The 17,757-nt window shown below is 36.6% G+C and carries 21 protein-coding genes; 15 read left to right on the forward strand and 6 right to left on the reverse strand.

Features of this window, described 5'->3' with window-relative positions:
- Nucleotides 1-3: 3 nt before the first annotated feature.
- Complete coding sequence (locus RYH73_RS21490) at nt 4-1,035, reverse strand: Gfo/Idh/MocA family protein (protein WP_335315543.1); 1,032 nt, start codon at nt 1,033-1,035, stop codon at nt 4-6.
- Between the two features lie 385 nt (nt 1,036-1,420).
- Here RYH73_RS21490 and RYH73_RS21495 point away from each other — a divergent pair, with 385 nt between their 5' ends.
- On the forward strand, nt 1,421-1,804 hold the full coding sequence (locus RYH73_RS21495) for a helix-turn-helix domain-containing protein (RefSeq protein ID WP_335315565.1): 384 nt from the start codon (nt 1,421-1,423) through the stop codon (nt 1,802-1,804).
- A 101-nt stretch (nt 1,805-1,905) separates the two neighbouring features.
- Here the strand turns inward: RYH73_RS21495 and RYH73_RS21500 are convergent, their stop codons facing one another.
- Together RYH73_RS21500 and RYH73_RS21505 are read right to left on the reverse strand one after the other, a co-directional pair.
- Nucleotides 1,906-2,439 (reverse strand): OmpA family protein, encoded by a 534-nt coding sequence (locus tag RYH73_RS21500; protein WP_335315544.1) that lies wholly within the window; start codon nt 2,437-2,439, stop codon nt 1,906-1,908.
- A gap of 212 nt (nt 2,440-2,651) precedes the next feature.
- The gene (locus RYH73_RS21505) at nt 2,652-3,671 is read right to left on the reverse strand and encodes a zinc-binding alcohol dehydrogenase family protein (RefSeq protein WP_335315545.1); all 1,020 of its coding nucleotides are present in this window, start codon (nt 3,669-3,671) and stop codon (nt 2,652-2,654) included.
- 227 nt (nt 3,672-3,898) lie between these two features.
- On the opposite strand from RYH73_RS21505, the gene RYH73_RS21510 reads away from it, so the two are divergent.
- Both RYH73_RS21510 and RYH73_RS21515 read left to right on the forward strand, forming a co-directional pair.
- On the forward strand, nt 3,899-4,762 hold the full coding sequence (locus RYH73_RS21510) for an AraC family transcriptional regulator (protein ID WP_335315546.1): 864 nt from the start codon (nt 3,899-3,901) through the stop codon (nt 4,760-4,762).
- Between the two features lie 81 nt (nt 4,763-4,843).
- Nucleotides 4,844-7,030: an ATP-dependent helicase gene (locus tag RYH73_RS21515; protein ID WP_335315547.1), complete on the forward strand. Its 2,187-nt coding sequence runs from the start codon at nt 4,844-4,846 to the stop codon at nt 7,028-7,030.
- A gap of 88 nt (nt 7,031-7,118) precedes the next feature.
- On the opposite strand, the gene RYH73_RS21520 is transcribed toward RYH73_RS21515, so the two are convergent.
- Nucleotides 7,119-7,754 carry a LuxR C-terminal-related transcriptional regulator gene (locus RYH73_RS21520; RefSeq protein ID WP_335315548.1) on the reverse strand — a complete coding sequence of 212 codons (636 nt, stop codon included), beginning with the start codon at nt 7,752-7,754 and terminating at the stop codon, nt 7,119-7,121.
- A gap of 285 nt (nt 7,755-8,039) precedes the next feature.
- Here RYH73_RS21520 and RYH73_RS21525 point away from each other — a divergent pair, with 285 nt between their 5' ends.
- On the forward strand, nt 8,040-8,258 hold the full coding sequence (locus RYH73_RS21525; RefSeq protein ID WP_335315549.1) for a hypothetical protein: 219 nt from the start codon (nt 8,040-8,042) through the stop codon (nt 8,256-8,258).
- Nucleotides 8,259-8,451: 193 nt separating this feature from the next.
- Nucleotides 8,452-8,967, forward strand: coding sequence for a GNAT family N-acetyltransferase (locus tag RYH73_RS21530; protein ID WP_335315550.1), 516 nt, complete (start codon nt 8,452-8,454; stop codon nt 8,965-8,967).
- Between the two features lie 50 nt (nt 8,968-9,017).
- Here the strand turns inward: RYH73_RS21530 and RYH73_RS21535 are convergent, their stop codons facing one another.
- Both RYH73_RS21535 and RYH73_RS21540 read right to left on the reverse strand, forming a co-directional pair.
- Nucleotides 9,018-9,758 (reverse strand): metallophosphoesterase family protein, encoded by a 741-nt coding sequence (locus tag RYH73_RS21535; RefSeq protein ID WP_335315551.1) that lies wholly within the window; start codon nt 9,756-9,758, stop codon nt 9,018-9,020.
- A 15-nt stretch (nt 9,759-9,773) separates the two neighbouring features.
- Nucleotides 9,774-10,517 (reverse strand): nucleotidyltransferase, encoded by a 744-nt coding sequence (locus RYH73_RS21540; RefSeq protein WP_335315552.1) that lies wholly within the window; start codon nt 10,515-10,517, stop codon nt 9,774-9,776.
- A gap of 196 nt (nt 10,518-10,713) precedes the next feature.
- On the opposite strand from RYH73_RS21540, the gene RYH73_RS21545 reads away from it, so the two are divergent.
- The 10 genes from RYH73_RS21545 to RYH73_RS21590 all read left to right on the forward strand — a co-directional run bounded on the left by RYH73_RS21545 (nt 10,714) and on the right by RYH73_RS21590 (nt 17,504).
- Nucleotides 10,714-11,508, forward strand: coding sequence for a hypothetical protein (locus tag RYH73_RS21545; protein WP_335315553.1), 795 nt, complete (start codon nt 10,714-10,716; stop codon nt 11,506-11,508).
- Between the two features lie 17 nt (nt 11,509-11,525).
- Entirely contained in the window at nt 11,526-11,732 is a 207-nt protein-coding gene (locus RYH73_RS21550) for a KTSC domain-containing protein (RefSeq protein WP_335315554.1), read from the forward strand.
- Nucleotides 11,733-11,970: 238 nt separating this feature from the next.
- Nucleotides 11,971-12,168 (forward strand): hypothetical protein, encoded by a 198-nt coding sequence (locus RYH73_RS21555; protein ID WP_335315555.1) that lies wholly within the window; start codon nt 11,971-11,973, stop codon nt 12,166-12,168.
- 411 nt (nt 12,169-12,579) lie between these two features.
- On the forward strand, nt 12,580-12,951 hold the full coding sequence (locus RYH73_RS21560) for a hypothetical protein (RefSeq protein ID WP_335315556.1): 372 nt from the start codon (nt 12,580-12,582) through the stop codon (nt 12,949-12,951).
- A gap of 184 nt (nt 12,952-13,135) precedes the next feature.
- The gene (locus RYH73_RS21565; RefSeq protein ID WP_335315557.1) at nt 13,136-13,312 is read left to right on the forward strand and encodes a microviridin/marinostatin family tricyclic proteinase inhibitor; all 177 of its coding nucleotides are present in this window, start codon (nt 13,136-13,138) and stop codon (nt 13,310-13,312) included.
- Between the two features lie 65 nt (nt 13,313-13,377).
- On the forward strand, nt 13,378-14,349 hold the full coding sequence (locus tag RYH73_RS21570) for an MvdC/MvdD family ATP grasp protein (protein WP_335315558.1): 972 nt from the start codon (nt 13,378-13,380) through the stop codon (nt 14,347-14,349).
- A complete protein-coding gene (locus RYH73_RS21575; protein WP_335315559.1) occupies nt 14,339-15,478 on the forward strand; it encodes an MvdC/MvdD family ATP grasp protein in 1,140 nt (379 codons plus the stop codon). Before RYH73_RS21570 ends, RYH73_RS21575 begins: the two co-directional genes overlap by 11 nt.
- 146 nt (nt 15,479-15,624) lie before the next feature.
- Nucleotides 15,625-16,467, forward strand: coding sequence for a VOC family protein (locus RYH73_RS21580; protein WP_335315560.1), 843 nt, complete (start codon nt 15,625-15,627; stop codon nt 16,465-16,467).
- 295 nt (nt 16,468-16,762) lie between these two features.
- A complete protein-coding gene (locus RYH73_RS21585) occupies nt 16,763-17,125 on the forward strand; it encodes a response regulator (protein WP_335315561.1) in 363 nt (120 codons plus the stop codon).
- Between the two features lie 94 nt (nt 17,126-17,219).
- Nucleotides 17,220-17,504 (forward strand): hypothetical protein, encoded by a 285-nt coding sequence (locus tag RYH73_RS21590; protein WP_335315562.1) that lies wholly within the window; start codon nt 17,220-17,222, stop codon nt 17,502-17,504.
- Nucleotides 17,505-17,757: the final 253 nt, after the last annotated feature.

A 17,757-nucleotide genomic window follows, 5' to 3' on the forward strand; every position in this document is an offset into this window, starting at 1 on the left:
GAATTAAGCTTGTAGTGGAATCTTTCGTCCGTTTCGGCACGCTTCATAAATAGCCTCAATAATTCGTAAATCTTTCAAAGCTTCCATTCCATCGACAGGAACAATCGGCTTGTTTCCTTCCAGAATAATGCCTGCCATTTCATCCATTTGTATTGTTTGATGCGTCTTGTGTGCCTGTGTTAGCTGGCCGAGATGAGTCTTTCCCTCTATCGGACCATAACCTGTTGATGGTTGCAGCTCAGCAAAACCCTTATCCCCATTTAAAAAGAAACGATCTAAATTGTTCATATTATATGTTGATAGGCAAGAGGCAACGGCACCACTCGGAAATCCCATTTGAAATTGAATCGTCTCGTCTACACCCTCCTTAAATTTTTGTTTGTCGGTCTTTGTCTCTTGAGCAGTAACCCAAATCGGCTCTTCACCAACCATGTAGCGAGCGCCATTTATAGCATATATTCCGATATCCATTAACGATCCACCGCCTGCCAATTCTTTATTTAGCCTCCACTGGTTTGGGTCTCCTATCTTGAAACCCGAAAGACCTTGAAAAAATAAGATATTTCCAAACTCGCCTTCTTTTCTCATCCGAACAATTTCTAAGGTTTTCGGCTCAAAGTGCATGCGATAACCAACTAAAAGTTTTACGTTGGCCTGTTGACAGGCGTTTATCATTTCTTGGCCTTCCTTTGCGTTGAGTGCCATCGGTTTTTCACATATAACATGTTTACCCGCCTTAGCTGCTCTGATTACGTGATCATGATGAAGTGCATTAGGTGTAATAACATAAACCGCGTCAATGTCAGCGTTATCTTTTATGTTGTCGAAATTCTCGTAATTATAACAATTTTTGTCAGGTATATTATATTTCCCTTGCCAATTTTCTACTTTTGAAGGAGTTCCACTGATAACACCGACAAGTTTGGCTCGTTTACATGACTGCATCGCCTCGGCAACACGTGTACCATAACCCCCTAAGCCCATAATAGCTACTTTCAATATCCGCTCGTCAAAAAGAGAGAAATTGCTTGACATAAATGGTAAACTTGCTGTTGATACAGCTAATCTGTGTATAAATTCCCGACGAGAATGCATATTGAATCTATATTAAAAACGGTTTAACCTATGTTAGTTAACAAAAGACTTGAGATAATGTTTGGTCTGATCTGTGGAAAAAAATAAGAATTGATGTGTTCCAAAATGAGAATATATACGCAGACCTTATATGAAGTATTAACAACATGTTATTTTTTTGTGAAAAATTGTAGTTGTAACATGTTTTTTATCGCTCTATTACATAAATAATATACAAAAACAGGAAATTTCCTGTATTTTTTTGTGTTTTTTCCTCTAGTTGTTACGCTAATTGTCTCGTTTCTTTGTGTAGAAAATAAAATTACTACCACTAATGAGAAAAACTATGGACAAGCATTATGGCGAAATTATTGAAAGAACCATCAGACGCAATGGTTATAGTATTAGCGAATTGGCCCGTCTGATGAAAGTAAATCGTAGATCGATTTACAATTGGTTCAATCAACCCAAATTTAAACCAGAAATCATTTTCAAAATAGGTTGTGCTTTGAAGCACGACTTTTCAAATGAATTTCCAGAGCTGTTTTCATCAGAAGAATTTCAACATGCATTCAACAACAGTAAACTATTAAATACTGCTTTAGTAAGTGAAGAACGTGAGAAGATAAACTATTGGAAAGATAAATATATCAACCTATTAGAAGAGTACAATCAAATTTTGGCAATCAGCAGTAATAAGATAAATACAATGACTTATTCTTCTATCTAAAATTTCTGCCCATAAAAACATATAATTCAAAGGCCAACCGGGAAACAGTTGGCCTTATCTTTTTTAGAGAATAACCCATTATTCAGCGCATTGGTCATTCGTTAATTTACAGGTTTTATTTCCACCCGTCTATTTTGCGATTTTCCTTCTTCGGTTTCATTAGTAGCAACCGGTTTAGTCGCTCCAAATCCCTGCGCGGTTAAATTGTCCGGGCTTATACCTGCATTTACCAGGTAAAGCTTAACTGCATTGGCACGGTCTACAGATAACGCCATATTATGTTCAGCGGTTCCTTCTAAAGAAGCATGCCCATTAATAGAGAACTTGATAGAAGAATCTTTCTTCATTTCTCTTACAATCTGGTCCAAAACACTGTAAGAAGCCGTTTTTAATACACCTGAGTCAAACTCAAACAAAATATTTTCGAAGTTATAGTTTGGTTTTTCAACAACGGGTTCTTCTTGCTTTTCTTCTACTGGTTCCGGTTCCGGTTCTTTCTCTTTAACCGGTTCCTCCTTTTTAACCGTTTCAACAACTGCGTTGGGCTGTACAGCCATCTTCTTTGATTTACAAGCTTGCATGCTTACAAAAACAGCAAGTAAAATACCAAATGGATAGGTTTTTTTAATATTCATTATATTATAAAATTTTTGTAAACATAAGGAATATCCCTAACAATAGAAAAGGATCCCTTAGCTGCTCTCCAAGTTTTTAATGATATTTTTTACTACTACTTTGGTCCCGTCACTTAAACTTTGTAGGCAAGATTCAAGTACATAGCTATGAGCCTAAATCTGATGGAGAATAGAACGGTGCTGTTCAGTGTCCCTAAACTGAAAGGATACAGTTAGGACGAGAAATCAATCAATGCTTTAATAACAGCAGCGGACGGATTTAGACAGGTTTCAAAGGCTTCATTGATTTGCTCTGCTTTGAAATGATGAGTGATGTACTTTTCGGGATCGATAGTTCCCTCTTTCACGCTTTTTATAACGACTTCGAAATCCTGAATGGTTGCATTTCGGCTACTCATTAGCGTAAGCTCACGTTTATGAAAAGCTGGATGGCTAAATGTGATGTCACCTTTTTGAAGACCAATCAATATATACTCTCCGCCGTGCGCTGCGTACTGAAATGCGTTGTTGATAGCGCTTAAATTACCAGTACAATCAAATACGGCAATTGGCATTTCTCCATTTGTTATTATGCGTAACGAATCCATTGCCTTTTCGTCTTTTGCCAGAATTGTATGTGGTATTCGGAGAACTTCCCTGCAAAAGCGTAAACGATTGGCATTGACATCCATAGCGATAACGTTTGCTCCACGTACTTTTGCCATTTCCATAGTCCCCAGACCTATAGGACCGGCACCTATAACTAGCACGAAATCTCCCGCCGAAAAGTGAGCCCGAGCTACACCATGTGCGCCGATGGCAAGCGGTTCAATAAGGGCCAGTTGTTGTGGGTTCAGCCCATTTTCTCTAATAATTAGGTGATTTGGAACGCGGATATAACTACGCATACCGCCATCAATATGTACTCCGATTACTTGCATATGTACGCAACAATTTGTTTTTCCTTTTCTACAAGCGATACACTTTCCGCAATGATTGTATGGCATAATAGTAACCAGATCTCCTTTTTCAAATCCGGAGTCAAGTGAGGTCTCATATATTCTTCCTGACAATTCATGACCTAGAATTCTCGGGTATTCAAAATAGGGTTGGGTACCTTCAAATGCATGTATATCGGTACCACATATTCCAATTTGATCAATCCGGATAATGCTATGCCCTTTGATAAGCGCAGGGCGCGTTAATTGAACTGTTTCAAATTTACCTGGCTCTTTACAAATAATCGTTTTCATTTTTCTCCAAATGTTTCAATTACAAATAAGATGCATTTTAGGGATTTTTCGTTTAAACCAATTAGCCGATTATTAAGGATTTTTAACTTTATTTGATGGTTTTTGTCAAAAGAAAGAAAAATAACCTTACATTTAAGGGGTTATTACTTTTAATATTACCCTTGCAGCCATAGTGAAGGGAACAAGAATGATGTGTTTTCAACAACCGATTTATAATCACTCATCTTATGAAAATTGAGCAAATTGTTTTACATGCAGGATACGCCAGCTCGTTTCAAATCAGAAAAGAGTTAAAAGCAAATATTAATAATCGATGGCACTGTCATAAAGAATTGGAGTTAATCCATTTCCATCAGGGAAGTGGCACGCAATTCATCGGTGATCATATCCAACGATTTAAGCCTGGAGACATTGTATTGGTAGGTTCCAATTTGCCACATTATTGGCGTTATGATTTAGAATATGACGAAAGTAATGAGCAGCCGTATTCTACAGTTATACACTTTCATGAGAATTTCCTAGGTACAGGGTGGCTCGATTTACCGGAGTTTTATCTGTTTAAGAATTTATTTGAAGTAGCGCAACGTGGGATCATCCTAAAAGGAAGTGAACATGCTGTTATTGTTAATCTTATTGAAACAACTTATCAATCCACCGGGTTCAATCGATTAATGTGTCTGCTAACATGCCTCGATTATATAGCGAATATTCATGATCCCCATGTTTTAGCCTCAGTTGGTTTTTCTTATAAGTATAGTGAAAACGAAACGAATCGATTAAACAACATCTACAATTACACACTTAAAAATTTTAAGAATAAAATTGAATTGGATCAAGTGGCATCCATAGCTGATTTAGTACCAAGTTCTTTTTGTCGGTATTTCAAAAATCGGACGGGAAAAACCTATACACAATTTTTGCAAGAAGTACGAGTCGGTTATGCCTGTAAACTTTTGGTAGAAGACAAAGGTACCATAAAGCAGATATGTTATGATAGTGGATTCAGCAATTACACCTCATTTCACGAAATTTTTAAAACGGTAACCGGTAAAACACCTAAAGCATATTTAAAATCGTATTTGACAAGGTGAAACCACACTTGATTTATTGTAATGCTAAAAAAATTAGTGTATTTTTGATTCTTTAATCAGTTGTTCAAAACGTAATTTGATATGGGGCAAGCCAACGACGACAAAAATAAGCGTGACGAGAATAGTAAGCAACCTTTAGACCTGGATAGCTTGTTAGATAGTTTATTACTTGATACGAAAATTGTAAGCTATTCCAATCAAAAAAAGGGACTTAAGGATTTGTTGAGTAAAGGGTTTTACGTCGAGAATTTTGATACACAAATTTCGGAACATTTGCGGATATTAGTGGATGTATCCAAACACATAAATGAAAAGCTGATCGATTTACATCAACCTTATGATCTTTCGAATCTAAAAATAAACTATAATAAAGAACTTAATGCCCAACAACTTGCCGCAGTTTGTACGATCGATAAACCTTTATTGGTTATTGCAGGTGCGGGTACAGGCAAAACGCGCGTTATTACTTATAAAGTTAGTTATCTTATTGAAAAGGGGTACGAGCCAAATGAGATTTTATTACTCACATTTACGCGTAAGGCTGCCAATGAAATGCTTACGCGCGTGCAAAAGTTGATGCACGCAAAGTCTACCGCAAATGTACTTGGCGGAACTTTTCATTCTTTTGCTAATTATGCGTTACGAAAATACCATGCTTTGATTGACCTTTCACCAAATTTTACCATCATTGATAGTGAAGACGTGGTAGATATTATCAGCCTCCTTAAAACCGAATTAAATTTAGTACCGAAAAAAGGAAGCAAGCATTTTCCTAAATCAAGTACTATACAAACCATTTTTTCGAAGGCGTTAAACCATGAAATGAATATTTCAGACGTAATTTCAGTTTACTTTACTGAAAATGAACGTTTTATAAAGGATTTTGAACGAATTTATACACTACTTAAAGCATATAAACAACGATCCAATTTATTGGATTATGATGACTTAATTGTCACGTTACGTGATCGGCTAAAAGATAAGGCACATTTTAGGCAGGTATTGCAGGATAAGATTGCATATCTATTAGTTGATGAATATCAGGACACCAATAATATGCAACGTGAAATTGTAGAATTGTTATCTCAAAAAGGGAACATAACAGTTGTTGGCGATGATGCGCAGAGTATTTACTCCTTTCGCGGTGCTAATTTTGAGAATATTCTTCGTTTCCCGCAACATTTTAAGGATTGTGGAGTTGTGAAAATTGAGGAAAATTACCGAAGTACACAGCGTTTGCTGGATTTCACAAACCAAGTTATCGAAAAAGCACGTATCGGTTTTCAGAAAAAATTGTTCTCCCGATTACAAAAGGGACGCAAGCCCCGTATAAGTCGTTTAGCTGATGCGACGAAAGAAGCGGAATATATTGTGGATACCCTTATGAGATTGAAGGAAAACGATTTGGAGTACGCTGATTTTGCGGTGTTAAGTAGAGCCTCTTGGCAATCTAATTTTGTGCAAGCCGAGTTAATGAAGAGAAATATTCCATTCATAGTTGTGGGAGGAATAAAGTTTGGGGAGCGGAGACATGTGAAAGATCTCGTATCCTTCTTGAAAATTATGTTGAATCCGATGGATGCGGTAGCCTGGCATCGCGTTCTGAAGCTTCTGGAAGGCATCGGAGATGTTCGTGCCAAAGAAATTATTGCCAAAGTACATAAGCAAAACGGTCGAATTGAAACGGATTTATTTGAAGGAAAGAAATATGGAGAAAACTTGAAGTTGCTTTTGGATTTATTTAATAAAATGCAGCAACTAGATCCTGTTCCGGCTGATTTAATCCTTGTCATTTATGAGTTTTACAAACCGTTGCTAAAGCAATTGGAAGATGATTTTGAGGCGAGAGAAGTAGACCTTGATATATTCGCGGAAATTGCTTCAACGTATGATAATTTAGAAAAATTTTTAACTGATTTTACCTTAGAGCCTCCATCCAATCGGTATCAGGATAGAACAGTTCCGTTTGACGAAAGCGATGAAAAACCATTAACAATTTCAACAATACATTCTGCAAAAGGCCTGGAATGGCATACGGTTTTCGTTCCATTTGCTTTGGACGGTATCTTGCCTTCGGCAAGATCCATGGCCTCTTTGGAAGAAATGGAAGAGGAGAGACGTTTATTTTATGTCGCCTGCAGCAGGGCCAAAGACAACTTGTTCATTACAATGCCTGCATATGTTTCTTCTTGGGATTCGGTATTTACAAAACCTAGTCGGTTTCTGAGCGAATTATCAGACAAGGTATATGATATTGCCAATGAATAAACCCTGTATTTGCTTTTAATAAGGATTTCATAGTGATTGGCTGAAGATGGATGGTTAAACAATTTTTTTGTGAATGGATTACTCAAGCTCATGTTGTACTTAAATGATCTTTATGATACAATTCTTGATTAATATAAAAGGCCGTTAGGCTAAAATTATTGTCTACATCTATTTTTTTCATGATCGATTTCCGTATCTCTTCAATTTTTCTTTTGGTTGTAAAAAGCTGATAGGCTATTTCTCTGTTAGCATGACCGCTCATAATAAGTTCCAATACATCTCGCTCTTTTTGATTAAGCAATTCCATTTTGGAAGAAAAGAGTGTCGATGAACCCAAGCTGCCTAATTTTGTAATGAATTGCAATGATATACTTGGTGCGATGTATTTATTTCCTTTGATGCTATATTCAATAGCAAATAGTAATTCTTCCTCCGAAGCATTATCCATCATTACACCCGCTATTTGCTGTTCAAGCGATTGAGCAACCAACGACAGATCATTAGACGACAGGATGGCAAGCATACGAGACCTTAGGGACGTTGATTCCATGTTTTTCAAGTACCGAATATCGTCATCATTATTCAATTCAAATAAGCAGATATCTGCCCGTTCATCGTAAGATTCGTCTCGCAATAATAGCACATCCTTTTCTTCTTTTAGCAGGGCTTGTAAGTAGGTTTTTAATAATGGGTTCTGGATTCTCAATTTAATATTCGCTTTCATACTTCATTGATTAGATAAATCTAATGTATTATGAATTTAACATGCTGATTTTTAAATTGTTTTTTATTTTTTGGTAGTTTGTTAGGGTTCGTTTTCAGATTTGTCGACGGATATGAATTTCTTGTTCGCTGTTCTTCACCGTTGTTCAGTTAATGAAAAAGAAACCATGTATTAGACTGGCGTTGATTAAGCAGCATTATCATTTGAATCTTTCAGATTTCTTACCTATTTAAGAAAACAAAGAAAACCTTAAGCTGTTATAAAGAAAGAACAAAAAACAACATCATGTATTATTTAGTTTGTTACGACTTGGAGACGGCCGTTGCTGTGGGCGATGATATTGATCCTACAAACTTGAATAGTAAACACTGCCCCCATTTAAAAAAATTCCTGCAAAAGGTCGGAAAAAGGCCCATCTGCAAAATTGATCATAACTACCCCAGTTATCGTGCCGTATTAGATAACTATTATATTATCGGAGAAACGAAACATTACGTTCACTAGTTTATCAGCTTCATTTTAAAGGGTTGATTTTTTTACATTAAAATGAAATTTACTTCTTAGAAAAGGTACGATCTGTTTGCAGATTGCACCAATTTGTGGCACGGACGTTGGAAAAGATATACTGCTAGAAAGCATCTGCTGTTTGGAGCTTCTAAATAACAGGGAATTATTTAAAAACATACTATATATTCTAATGAAAAAAAATGAAAAATCGGATATAGTTTTAAGAAAACTATGCTTAAATGAAGCACGTGAATTTTGCTATTTGCATTCTTTCCCGCAACAATATGGTACTTATTATCAAGATCTATACGAAAATGAAGAATCACCCGAAGAATTTACAAAACGTCTGTTATGGCTCTCGAAGTGTGTGTACACGATTCGAATAAAATCAGCACCGGATAAAATTATCGGATCTTGTATGATTTACAAAGGAGGAAAAAATAGAAAAGACGTATACGTAGGTGGTACGCTACTTCCCGAGTACAGAAATAAAGGTTTAATGGTGGAGGCCTTCAATCAGATGTTGGAGATGGCCAGATATTTTTACGGTGTATATGAAATAAAGATTTTGCTCAATTCGATAAATGACCAAGTAATCCAGATTATGGATAAGTTGGGATTCAGAATGGATCAAAAGAGTAGTAATATATATAGCAAGATCTTGCAGCAGTATATTCCTAGACGAACGACTAATTTACTTTATTAATAGTCTTTAATCGGGCCTTTCCATGTGTCCGATTTTTTTCTCTTTTCTGGTTATATAGGTACAGTTGTGACATCCAACAGATAGAAGGGGTTCGCCTGATCTTCTTTTTTAAGAATTGGCAAGGCTACATTAAAAACCTTGACTCCACCTGAGGTTACGCCATCGAGTTGACCAGCGTGTGCATGACCATGAAAAGCGGCAAATACCTTTCTTCTATGCAGGGGATCAGCCAGGCGAGACGAGCCTAAAAACGGAAAGATTTGTTCCGGCTCTCCAATCACCGTTTCTTTTATCGGCGAATAGTGCAGCAACGCAATTTTAAGAATATTCGGGTTATCTTGTTCTAATCTCGCAAGTGCACGATCAAGTTGAAGGGATTCATTTACTGCTTCTTGTACAAATGCTTTCATCGCGTCTTCACCAAACATGGATAACATGTATTCGTCAAAGCCACCGCCAAAACCTTTTACACCTGCAAAACCAATATTATTCACAACAATACTTTCACCATCCAGAATGACCATATTGCTGTCCTGTAATATCTGACGAATTAATTTATTTCTCCCTTTCTCATAATCATGATTTCCCAGCACCCCTATAGTTGGTATACTGCATGATTTTAATTCTTCTGCTAGCACCGCCGCTTCCTCTTCGTCTCCGGTATCCGTAAGGTCGCCACAAATTAGCAGTATATCCGCTTTATTTGATATTTGCTCAAAACAACTTGACCATCTACCTTTATCGTTCGTTCGAATGTGAATATCTGCCAATGCAGCTATAGTGGTCTTCACTTTCTTTCCCATGGCTTATATCGTTGTGATAGTATATGATTTATAATTCCATTCTTTGATGTCTACCTCATATTGCGTTTGATCAATTAAAGGTCCTCTGCATACCTTCTCGATGGGAGCTGGTAATTCATACTGTTCATTTGCTCTGTTGATGAGTTCGTCAAAAAGCCATTTAGGTATAATATTGCGGTAATCTGCCGGATAAACAAATTGAAAGGTGAGTAATTGCACCAATAGGATATGCCAATGCGAATCTAATCTGTTTAAAAGGTGTTTCCAATCAATATACGATCCATACCTCAAAAATATATGGTTTATATCGGCACTATCGTTTCTTTCCCGATTTCTAACATACATTTTGCACCAGATCAGCTCCTCGGCAGGAATAAATTTGACCGGTACTTGAACGAATTCACCTGTTGCCGCACGTTCATACCAACTATTGTCGACTGTACAAATGTTATTAACCGTATCAAAAATGATGTCAATAAAGTATTCACCCTTAAAAACTTTAGCCAACCATCGCACATCCGTTAACTCTGTGTGATAACCATTGGAGGCGAAATGCTTTAATATTTTAGGGTACTCGTTACTTTTACAGAAAATATCGAGATCTTTCGTATTTCTAAAAATACCTGTGTAATGAAACATAGCAAAAGCACCTCCTAACATATACGGACTGCCACTGCTGTTTAAAAGTTCCAATGCTTCTTTAAAAAAGGCATTTGAAATGTCCTTCTGTTCTTGTGTTTCTATCATATTTTAGTACTGCTATAAAATAATAACATAGCCACCTGCTTTTTTGTTCTTATACAGGTCTGCAATAGATAGATTTCAATGTTAGTTAGTCTTGTAATCGGCTTAAAGTAAAAGTATAGGTGATAATCTGTTATCGATTCCAAACCTTAATTTGGTCTGGTTGTTTGACAACAAATACAACAATCTAAAAGTCATTATGACGCTTGAAAAAAAGATATTGGTACCATTGGATGTCTCTGTTAAAACTTTTCGCGAGCTCCAATTTGTGTTGAAGAATGCCCCTCTTTTTAATTGGTCGGTGTTTATTATCGTACCATTCGAAAATGATCAGCCTGATAACAAGGAAAACGTCGATCAACAGTTAGAAGGAATAATAGACCAGGTTAAACGGGATTTTCCACTGGTCGAGGTGAGGGGGGAGGCGATTCAGGGAAGCATGTTGCAAGTAATTTTAGATTTAAACACAAGTGAACATATTGATCTCGTGGTATCAGGACAATACGCTGATATTTCACATTATACAACTCGAAATATAATGGAGGGGCTTGTAGAAGAATGTTACATGCCTATATTAGTACTTCCTGAAAGTAAACCTATACCTGATCTCCACCGTATCGGTGTGATGACAAGCTTTCACGAAGATGAAATAGAAAGCATTAAACTAGTTGAGCAATTGTTCGACGGGAAATTATTTATAACCGTATTTCATATCGCAAATGAAGGTGAAAAGGACATTGCGCTCGAAAGGATGCATGAATGGGAGCTTGATGTTAGAGGCAATATCAAGAAGGTGGATATTGACTTTTTAGTAATTGAAGCCAATCGTGTCATAGATGGGGTTGCTAGTGCTATTACTGAAAAGGGTATAGACATACTGGTTGTAACATCAATTGCCGAAACATTTGTAAAAAGAATAATATCAAGGAACTACTTCAAAGAGTTCGCACAATCCCAGCTGTCGCAACCGACTTTATTTGTGAGATGTGATTGATCCAAAAAATTAACGTGATGCCGTCAACTGTTATAGACACTGTTTATTACAATGCAGATACGGAGGTTCTTCAAATCCTTTTTACAACAGGTTTGTTATATTTTTATTACGATGTTCCGCCGGCAATTTACGAAGGACTTATTCATTCTCCTTCAAAGGGTAGTTTTTTCAATAAGAATATACGTGGGCGATATCCATTTAAAAGGAAAGGGGCATCAATATAACTCCCTGTTTTCTTTTGCGCTTCAACATCCGGTATGTCATTTGGCCTGATTTTATCAATGTACTAATAACTGGATAATTTGTTTACTTATTTGGAACTCTTTCGTTCAATGACACCGCTGTCTTTACTATTAGGCGAGCTGATTTTCTTTTTACTATTAATTTCATAGAAATAAGCGTGCTTGGCGCGGTTTTTTAGCATTAAAGAAAGATTAGTTCAATTTATAATTTATCATGTTTATGAAAAAGTTATTGTTTACAGCTGCTTTGGCTACATTTATTTTTGTGGGATGTAATAATCGCCAAGGCGACAACACCGATAATGGTATGGGCGCGGGTGACGGAAGAATGGATAGCTTGGAAACACCGGCACCTAATGATACTTCAGGAATGGTGGCGCCGATTGATACCACGATGGATACAACGTCCAGGCAATAATTGATATTAAGCAGTAAGATGTCAAGAGTGGATCGTGTTCTTGCCGTTTCCTGCAATCTTTTGATTAGATGTTGTGACGTCCGAAATGAAATTTCGATACGCAATGGCTTGCAGATTTTCTGAAGTTGCCAAAAGATCAATGTTTCACCTTTGAAGCAGCCCATCAGTCGCCAATTATTGTGACCGATGATTTCATATATATTCGTTTACACAGCAGGAGATAATATCAAGGAAGTTATACCGATGAACAACTGTATGCCTGTAAAAAGTGATACACCTTAGATTTGGCTTTTGCTAAGGCAAATTGTAGTTTTGCGATAAAGTTTCCACTATACAATATTAATCATCGCGAAGGCAATACCATTGGAAAGAGTCTCTCAAATAGAGCAGCGTAAAACACCAATTACCTTTTTGAAAAAGAGAATCGAAACCGTTGATTTCAATGTGTATGTGTTGTTTCTATTCAAAATTGAACCTACCGTTACAAAAGCGAATATTATTGATCATTGCAGATGCAGAGAGGTTAGTCAACCATTTAACGCGGTGTTTAATGCTTTTATTTTTTTTACTGATGATGTGCATGCCGTTTTTCCCAAGAATAAGGCAACATATATATATGATAGCTTGGAAGAAGAGGAAGCGACAAAGTACATTAAAGCGATTTATGTCTCCAATAACTCGAGTGGTTTTAGCAAGCTATTTCATTATCCGATCAATTATTTTTACGGAGAACCCGAAGAAATTTATTATTTGGACGACTTTATGAAAAAGCAGCTAAAATAAGCCGTTTTCTCCCTTGTGCCAAAGATTTGCTGTCTCAAGTTCAATATCAACTACGGTTATTTTCTTCATTGCCGGGCGATTTCAAAATGATTTAAATTTATATGTAGCATAATTTCAAAGAGTTTCGTCTAATAAATAGTAATGCGTATTACCTTTTATTTATTTATTTTGAAAACTAACAGTTATGGAAACTAAAAATCAAATGAAGCAGCCGTTCTTTGCAAGGTTCTTAGAAGGGCAAACAGTTCAGAATGCTAAAAATCAAGAAGGTACGCAGCAATCTCCAAAATCTGAGCTTTATCAGCAACCGGATTTGAATGTTACGTTGAAATTCCCTTCTGACAGTGATGAAGGCCTGTAAGGTATCATCAAAATCTTAGTAAACTCAAGGGGTTGGCGCCGACCTCTTGTTCCATTTCTATTAACATGATTCTATGTATTACCCATTCCCAAGATTTCTATACCATCGATATTGTCCAAAATGCTCTAACAAACTTAGGATTTCAATCAATTCGACTAAATGTTGATGAGTTTGCCATTAATTATAAAATTCATTACAATATTATAGATGGACAAACACGTTGTCGATTAACCACCGAGGATCTATCTATTGAGTCTTCGGAGATTACAGCCGTTTGGTATCGCAAGTTATGGGATTTAGAAGCCCCAGAAGATTTAGATCCTAACTATAAATTGGTAATCTTAAAAGAATATCACACCTATTTACAACTATTCTTTGACAGTTTAAAAAATGTGTACTGGATAAACGATATGAAGACGGACCATGCGGTTGGCAGTAACAAAATGCATCAGTTGGAGGTTGCTCATAATATTGGCTTACAAATTCCGAAAACGACTATCGGTAATGAACCTGCAGTTGTTAGAACTTTCAGTAAGTCTTGTCCAAATGGAACGATCATGAAGCTTCATGGAGCACTAGCGAAAAGTATGGATGCCAAGTTATTCTTACCCACGATAAGACTTAGTGATAAAGATTTGGATAACCTAGCAGATTTATCGTATTGCCCGATGATCTTTCAAGAATATATCGACAAGATGTATGAGTTACGAATCATTTATGTTGAGGGCATTTTTTTTGCCGGAAAAATCCAACATACGGAAGTTCAGGTTGATTGGCGGATCGCTCAAGGGATTGAATCCGTTTGGAAGCGCTATCAATTGCCTAATGAGATAACAAATAAGTTACGAAGAATGATGCAATGTTTACATCTGCCATTCGGTGCAATCGATATGATAAGAAATAAAGAAGGTGTATATGTCTTCCTTGAAGTGAACCCTCAAGGTGAGTGGGGTATGCTTCAGCGAGAATTGGGGTATCAGATCGGGGAGACTTTGGCCGAAAAATTAATTGAGCAGGCAAAAAAAAATGAGCAATAAAAAAGTATTAATAATTACACATGAGCATGATAATACCTGTGTAGCAACTGTTGGAAACTTTATAGAAAAAATGGGCGGAAGAACGCTTCGGTTTGACGTAGATAAGTATCCGACAGCGATCTCTTTAACCAGTTTGTACAACCAACAACAACGATTCATTGAGTTGGAAGGAGCCGAATCGCAACGGTTAGATGACCTTGCCGGCGTTTGGTACCGAAGAAGCCATTATCTTGCGAAAGGACTTAAAAGTATGCTGCACGACGAATATCTGTCTGCCGCGATAGGAGAAGTTAAACGTACCTTTTACGGAATGATCGAGTCGTTACCGTGCTTTCAGATGGAACGTTATAGCACCTATCGCCGTTTAGATAGTAAAGAAGAACAATTAAGGATAGCACATGAATGTGGGTTGCGGATACCTAGAACATGCATCAGTAATTCGCCACGAAAAGTAAAGGAATTTATGGATCTGCTGGGGGGGGAGCTTATTGTTAAGATGCAAAGTTCGTTTTCGATTATTAAGGATGATGTAGAGCAGGTTGTGTTTACAACACTTGTAGGTCAGGAGGATATAGAACGACTGGAAGACATTCAATATTGTNAGGAATTTATGGATCTGCTGGGGGGGGAGCTTATTGTTAAGATGCAAAGTTCGTTTTCGATTATTAAGGATGATGTAGAGCAGGTTGTGTTTACAACACTTGTAGGTCAGGAGGATATAGAACGACTGGAAGACATTCAATATTGTCCAATGGTATTTCAAGAAAAGTTAGCGAAAAAGTTGGAGCTGCGGATAACAATTGTGGGGCATGAATTTTTTGCATTTAGCATTGACTCACAACGTCAGGAAAGCACAAAGATAGACTGGCGCAAAGACGGACTAGGGTTAATGGACGACTGGCGACCTTTTCAATTACCTGAATCAATAAAAAAAAGCTTAAGCCTACTAATGGATTATTATCAATTGAATTATGGCGCCGTTGACGTAATTGTAACACCAGATGGTCAATATTATTTCTTGGAAATTAATCCAGCGGGTGAGTATTTCTGGCTGGATAAAATATGCGAACACGCGATCTCTGAACAGATTGCCAAGGTACTCATGGGAACCGTGTCGAGAAGAGAGTAAACGTCGATATTGAAATAAGGTTCCTCCGTTTAAAAGATCATCAAAAGCTGAACAAAAAAAGTCGCAAAACACCTTTTTAATGTCGCCTCTTCACTTCAAATTGAGCGATATTGCTTTGTAAATTTGTTCTATAAATATAAACAAATATGAAAAACACAATTTATCCATGTTTGACCATAAAGGACAAAGCAGTGGAGGCAGCGGCGTTTTATTTGGCAATCTTTGGCGACGGAAAAATTATTCAGCAATCCCCATTTGCCATTCAGTTTTTAATGAGTAACCAAAAATTTCTATTGTTGAATGATGGCCCGTCTTCACAGCCTAATGCGGCTATATCTTTCATGGTCAACTGTAAGTCGAACGAAGAAGTAGAATATTATTGGAACCAACTCATTGAAGGAGGAAGAGTCTTAATGCCCATAAATACGTATCCATGGAGCACAAAGTATGGGTGGTTAGTAGATCAATATGGTGTGTCTTGGCAACTGTTTACGGCTACCGAGGGTGAACAAATGCAAAAATTTACCCCAACACTTATGTTTACAGGAACTAAAGCCGGAAAAGCCGCTAAAGCTATAGCATTTTATACGCAGGTATTTCCCAACGCAGAAACAGGAGGTATATTCACCTGTAATGAAGGAGAAGGTGATCGAACAGATTTCATAAAACACGCTCGGTTTTCGATCGATGATTTTGCTATTACAGCAATGGACAGTTCAATGGATGATCCTATTGATTTTAATGATGCGATCTCTTTTGTTGTTGCGTGTGATACCCAGAGCGAAATTGATTATTATTGGGAACAGCTCAGTACAAGAGGGGGTAGAGAGATTGCATGCGGCTGGTTACAGGATAAGTTTGGAATAAGTTGGCAAATTATTCCGAAAAAGCTGAGTGCATTAATAGAAGATCCTGAAAGGGCTCCCAAGGTAATGAATGCGTTGATGCAAATGAAGAAGTTGGTTATTGCTGATTTAGAAAATGCATAACATAAAAAAGCTCGATATCACTCGAGCTTTTTTATCCTTTTAATCTCTAAAGAAACGATAACACAACCATTTCTTCGTTGATTTTTTCACATTCTCTAATTAGAAAGATGCGATTCGGGAATTGAATTACATTAGATAAAGAGTTTTAGAAGAAATAGGAAATTTGCTGAACAGCTGTGCGTCTAATGTATACAGATATATACTAAATATACACATAAGCATATACTACAAATGCTTTAGTAACATTATGGCCTAAGAATTGCTTCAATAGAGTGATCATAAAAAGTGACCACAAATGAAGAAATTGATTTATATTCTTGAGGATGAGTCAGACATAAGAGATATATTATCCATCTTTTTATCGGATTATGCGGAAGTAAAAACTTTCGAGAATATTAAAAGTTTCAAGGAAGCGATGTTATCGGTTATACCACATTTATTTTTATTGGATATTAATTTACCGGATGGAAATGGATTGGAGCTTGCGATAGATATTTCTAAGAATCAATTAACCAAAGATAAACCAATCGTTATTATGTCAGCTCATGCAAAAAGTGACGATTTACAACGAAGGAAAGAAATTAGTGCCTTTATCTCAAAGCCTTTTGATTTGATGCAAATGGAACGAAAAGTGGTCGAATTGTTGGAAGCCTCTTAATACTACGCTCTTTTTCTCATGCTGTTTGTGTAAAAGATGTATAATCATATTACTTCTTTTTAATTTAATTTTATATCACTAAAACAAACGTATTATGGAGAATTTTAAAGCTTTATCAGCCTTCCCTGATCATTTGCAAAAATATTTGCTAGAACACCCTGAGGAATTACCTACAGAAGTCAATACTGCGAATTTCAAAGTAAAACCTTTCCAGAATGCATGGACCGACATTCGCCTAAGTGCAGATTATGAATATACGCGTTATATGGATGTCGTATTTATTGATGGGGAAAAATACCCCAATAAATTACATAGCTATTTAGTTACTTATTCGAGCACTAAAAACGTTATTAATCTGAAAAGAATTATACTTTCTTAAACATAGGTTCATCCAAGGTAACTTTTTGAAATTTAATTGGCTTTATTTTTAATAAGGTTATTCTTAGTATATTATAAAGAATAGAGCAGTACCCAATAGTTTATCAGGAGGTACTGCTTGTTATTTTAATGACTATAGGCTTTCTGACCTGAAACAGGTATCGATTTAACACATAGATGAATTGTTTATATTAAAGGAACGATTATTTTAACTTCTTTCTTTCTCCGCGAAATAAAGAAGCAAAGAAAGCTCG

It is taken from the genome of Olivibacter sp. CPCC 100613 (assembly GCF_036959255.1).
Lineage (GTDB): Bacteria > Bacteroidota > Bacteroidia > Sphingobacteriales > Sphingobacteriaceae > Olivibacter.